A 2,697-nucleotide genomic window follows, 5' to 3' on the forward strand; every position below is an offset into this window, starting at 1 on the left:
ATGTGGTGCGGGTGCGGGCGGGGTTGGCTGAGCGGTTGCCCGGTTATATGGTGCCCGCGGCGATTGTGGTGATCGAGGCGTTGCCGTTGACGGTCAACGGCAAACTTGATGTGCGGGCGTTGCCGGCGCCGGAATACGGTGGGGTTGAAGGGTATCGGGCGCCGGGTAATGCGGTTGAAGAGGTGTTGGCCGGTATTTATGCCCAGGTGTTGGGGCTGGAACGAGTCAGTGTGGATGATTCGTTCTTTGATCTGGGTGGGGACAGTATTTCTTCGATGCAGGTGGTGGCTGCGGCGCGGGCGGCGGGGTTGGTGTGTCGGCCGCGGGATGTGTTTGTGGAGCAGTCGGTGTCGGGGTTGGCGCGGGTGGTGGTGGCTGTTGGTCAGCAGGGCGGCCCGGTTGATGAGGGTGTGGGGCCGGTGGTGGCCACGCCGATCATGCGGTGGTTGCAGTCGGTGGATGGTTGTGTTGATCAGTTCAATCAGACGATGGTGATTCAGGCGCCGCCGGGGGTCAGCGAGGCTGATGTGCGGGTGGTGGTTCAGGCGTTGTTGGATCGGCATGCGGTGTTGCGGTTGGGTGTTGAGGCCGGCGGTGGTGGTGGGTGGTCGTTGGCGGTGGCTGCGGTGGGTGCTGTTGATGCCGGTGATTGTGTGCAGTGTGTTGAGGTGTTGTCGGATGCGGTGGTGGCTGCGGCGCGGGCGGGGTTGGATCCGGCTGCTGGGGTGATGGTGCGGGCGGTGTGGGTCACCGGTAGTGGCGAGTTGGTGTTGGTGGTTCATCATCTGGCTGTTGATGCGGTGTCGTGGCGGATTCTGGTGGAGGACCTCAATATTGCGTGGGGTCAGCATTGTCGTGGTGAGGTGATCGCGTTGCCTGCGGGGGCGACGTCGTTTAAGCGGTGGGCGGCGTTGTTGGCCGAGTATGCCGGTAGTGCTGGTGTGGTGCAGTTGGCGGGTCGGTGGCAGCAGGTGTTGGCGGCGGTGCCGGTGTTGGCGGGGCCGCGCCCGGGTGTGGATACCTATGCCAGTGCTGGGCATGTGAGTGCGCAGTTGGATGTGGCGGTCACGCGGCTGGTGGTGGGTGAGGTTGCTGCGGCGTTTCATTGTGGTGTTCAGGATGTGTTGTTGATTGCGTTGGGGTTGGCGTGGGCTGAATACGTCGGCGATCACGGTGCGGTGGTGGGTATTGATGTGGAAAGCCATGGCCGTGCTGAGGGGTTGGTGGGTGATGTTGATTTGTCGCGCACGGTGGGGTGGTTCACTGCGAAGTATCCGGTGGCGTTGGGTGTGGGTGGGTTGTCCTGGGCGCAGGTGGTTGCCGGTGGTGATGGGTTGGGTGCGGTTGTCAAGGGCGCCAAGGAACAACTACGTGGTCTGCCCGATCCGTTGACCTACGGGTTGTTGCGTTACCTCAACCCCGATATCGACCTGTCCGGACCAGAACCCACCATCGGATTCAACTATCTGGGCCGGTTCGGCGCGGCCACCGCTGAACTGCCCGACGAGGTGTGGCGGATCAGCCAAGACAGCGTGCCTTACGCTGCCGCTGCTGCGGCGGTGCCGTTGACGTTGGCGCATGCGGTGGAGGTCAATGCGGTCACGGTGGATACCGAGGCGGGTCCGTCGTTGCAGGCGACGTGGACGTGGGCGCCGTCGGTGTTTGATGCCGGGCAGGTCGATCGGTTGAGCCGGTTGTGGTTTGAGGCGTTGGCCGGGTTGGGTGCTCACGTCGAGCGTGGCGGTGGAGGATTGACTCCCTCCGATATCACCCCGGCACGGCTTGATCAACGTGAGATCGAGGAATTGGAACAGCGTTTCGCCGTTGCTGATGTGTTGCCGTTGACTCCGCTGCAGCAGGGGCTGCTGTTCCATACCACCCGACAAAACAGTGATAGCGACTTGTATGCGATGCAGTTGGAGGTCACGGTGGCCGGGCCGTTGGATCCGCTGCGGTTGGCCGATGCGGTGCGCATGGTGATCGCTCGGCACCCCAACCTGGCCGCCCGGTTCTGTGATCAGTTCGACCAACCCGTTCAGATCATCCCGGCCGATCCTGAAATACCCTGGCAGTACCTCGAACTCGACACCGACGAACAAATCCCACACATCTGCGCCGCCGAACGCGCCGCAGTCAGCCACCCCACAACCGAACCAGCCTTCCGGGTGGCGGTGATCCGCACCGCCGATCAGTGTCACCGGGTTGTGCTGACCAATCATCACATCGTGCTCGACGGCTGGTCCCTGCCCATTCTGATGCAAGAGATCTTCGCCGCTTACTACCGCGAGCCTCTACCGGCGGTTGCATCGTATCGTCGGTTTGTCGATTGGCTGGCCGAGCGTGACGTGGACGCCGCCCGCGCGGCCTGGCGCCAGGTGCTGGCCGGCTTCGACACCCCCACCCTGGTCGGACCGTCGAACCGCTGCACGCTCGGGCCGCGCGCTGTTGTCTCGTCGCGGGTGTGCGAGCAGACTACCCGCGCGATCAACGAGTTGGCCCGGTTGTGTCACACCACCGTCAACACTGTGCTGCAGGGTGCTTGGGCGCAAACGCTGATGTCAATGACCGGCCAGCCTGATGTCGTCTTCGGCGCCGCGGTGTCCGGGCGGCCCACCGAATTGCCCGGGGCCGAGTCGATGGTGGGTCTGCTGATCAACACCGTGCCCGTCCGCGCCACCATCACACCCGACACCACCA

Annotated in this window: 1 protein-coding gene; it reads left to right on the forward strand. The window is 63.7% G+C overall.

What is annotated here, in order from left to right:
• Nucleotides 1–2,697, forward strand: a 2,697-nt coding sequence (locus tag C1A30_RS00060) for a condensation domain-containing protein (protein WP_235009586.1), incomplete at both ends; no start/stop codon positions are given.

Source organism: Mycobacterium sp. 3519A, from assembly GCF_900240945.1.
Classification (GTDB): Bacteria; Actinomycetota; Actinomycetes; order Mycobacteriales; family Mycobacteriaceae; genus Mycobacterium.